Source organism: uncultured Rummeliibacillus sp. (assembly GCF_934216135.1).
In the GTDB taxonomy this organism is placed as follows: Bacteria; Bacillota; Bacilli; order Bacillales_A; family Planococcaceae; genus Rummeliibacillus.
This window is the reverse complement of the sequence record NZ_CAKQBI010000089.1, coordinates 1-1,811: the sequence shown is the minus strand read 5'-3', so window position 1 is coordinate 1,811 and position 1,811 is coordinate 1. Positions and strand designations below refer to the sequence as shown.

The following is a 1,811-nucleotide window of genomic DNA, read 5'->3' as shown; positions in this document are numbered from 1 at the left end:
CCAATTTTTCTTTGTACTCAAAGTATAATCGAAGATGGTCTTTGTTTTTAGGTACTGTGCTATGGGGCGCTTACAATGTAGATATGCTTGGTGTGAAGAAAATCATAAAACATCAGTAAACAGCTCCTTCAGGACCGCTTGCAGAATATAGTTGTTAATACCATTGTAAATCAATACTTCTGATCCGTTTTCCTTCTTAATTCGTAGGGCCAATTTGGTGGTGAGTGGCTTTATTTTTTCTGGCGAAGAATTTTCAGGAGCAAGTTGAACAGGAACAATTTCATTTAACTTATACATAAAGACCTCCAAACTTCTTGATGACTCAAGTATAGTTGGAGGTCATTTTATTTGAAAGGTACTGTGCTATGGGGCGCTTACCTTTTAATTGATACTTTACGCAGAATATTCTTTCCTTAGTTTGAACTTTTAGGGAAACTTTCTACTTAGATTTATCCATGATTATGCTGGCCTTTCTTTCATTAAATTCACTTAAATCATTGACTAAGAAAATACAATTAAATACAAGTGCAAAATATAAGAACAATAGAGGTCTATCTGCCGAAGCTAACAAGGTTGGTGATAGGCTTATAGCCATAGCTGACGAAAAGGTAATAACTATAGAAACGATTATCATTAAGCTTGTTTTTGACTTACCATATAAAAGAATAATAATCAAAACAATCAAAAGGATTAGAGTCGCAAAAATGAGAGTAGGTTGCAAAAGCGTCCCAATTATCTGCTGATTAAATTCTTTCTCTGGAGACTCCTTTACTATTACACTAAGTCGGTCTGAAATTAGTTGATGATAGGCACTCGTCAGCATTATGACAGCTCCAGATAGAATTATTGACAGTCTTTGCCTCCTTTGAATCGCCTTGATAAATAATAATATAACTAAAACTTCAAGGAGATTGTGACTTACTATCAAATTTGAGGCAATATTATTAAACTGTATGAGTATTTTATCTAAAAATGATAAGTGATTAAAAGTCGGAAACCATCTTGCCATTTCCAACATTCCCCGATTTTGATTTCCAGGGCAAAGCAAGACGTTTAAAAAGCTTAATAGAGAAATGACAAGACAAATCATTCTATATGTATTAAAAAAGTTCTTTTTCTCTACTATAAGGCAAAGAATAAGATAGAGGCAGAGAATAATTGCCAACCCTTCATTAAAAACAGCGAGTCCCAGAAATAGGATACTAAGCGAATTTTGTAAACTTCCAATATTTTTCATTTTTCTGTGTCTATCTGTCATTAACCAATAAAGAAATAACGCGCTAGGCCAGATATAATTTACTATTGTAGCAATTGGCCCTGCAGATTGAAGAGAAACAACCGGAAATAGTGCCATAAAAAAGACAACAAGAACTAAATTACTATCATATTCATTAAAAGAAAAAAGTTCACTCAGAGAATAAAAAAATAAAAGCGTCAAAATTACTGTGAAAATATAAAATAAAATTAAGTGTTTGCTCGCAATCAGAGTTGCCCCCTCAATCCAAAACCGAGACGACCAAGTTTCATACCTTTTTATCACAAAACTGATTGGGGAAGAATCAACCTTAGAAAACCATTGAGCATCTCCACTCATCCAGTCAACTTTTGTTAGTGTAAAATATAAAGCATAAAATATAATTACTAATAATAGAGGGATTTTAGCCTTTTTGTTCACAATCAAACCTTCTTTCTATATTACTTTCCTTGATGATATAATTCGGACGTTTTTTTACTTTTTCGTTTGTCAAATTAAGCTAGACAAATCATCTTTACCTACGTAACTCAAAAATACTTCCAATGGTGTGCGATAG

2 protein-coding genes are annotated in these 1,811 nt (G+C 33.0%); both read right to left on the bottom strand.

The window, feature by feature from the left end:
- Positions 1–102: 102 nt before the first annotated feature.
- The gene (locus Q0977_RS18225; protein WP_007209356.1) at positions 103–297 is read right to left on the bottom strand and encodes a hypothetical protein; all 195 of its coding nucleotides are present in this window, start codon (positions 295–297) and stop codon (positions 103–105) included.
- A gap of 142 nt (positions 298–439) precedes the next feature.
- Positions 440–1,675, bottom strand: a complete 1,236-nt coding sequence (locus Q0977_RS18220) for a hypothetical protein (protein WP_046782563.1) — start codon at positions 1,673–1,675, stop codon at positions 440–442.
- Between the last annotated feature and the right edge of the window lie 136 nt (positions 1,676–1,811).

Bases quoted from the DNA above. Each gene is read 5' to 3' on its own strand.
- Q0977_RS18225 (WP_007209356.1), bottom strand. From the start codon at position 297: ATGTATAAGTTAAATGAAATTGTTCCTGTTCAACTTGCTCCTGAAAAT.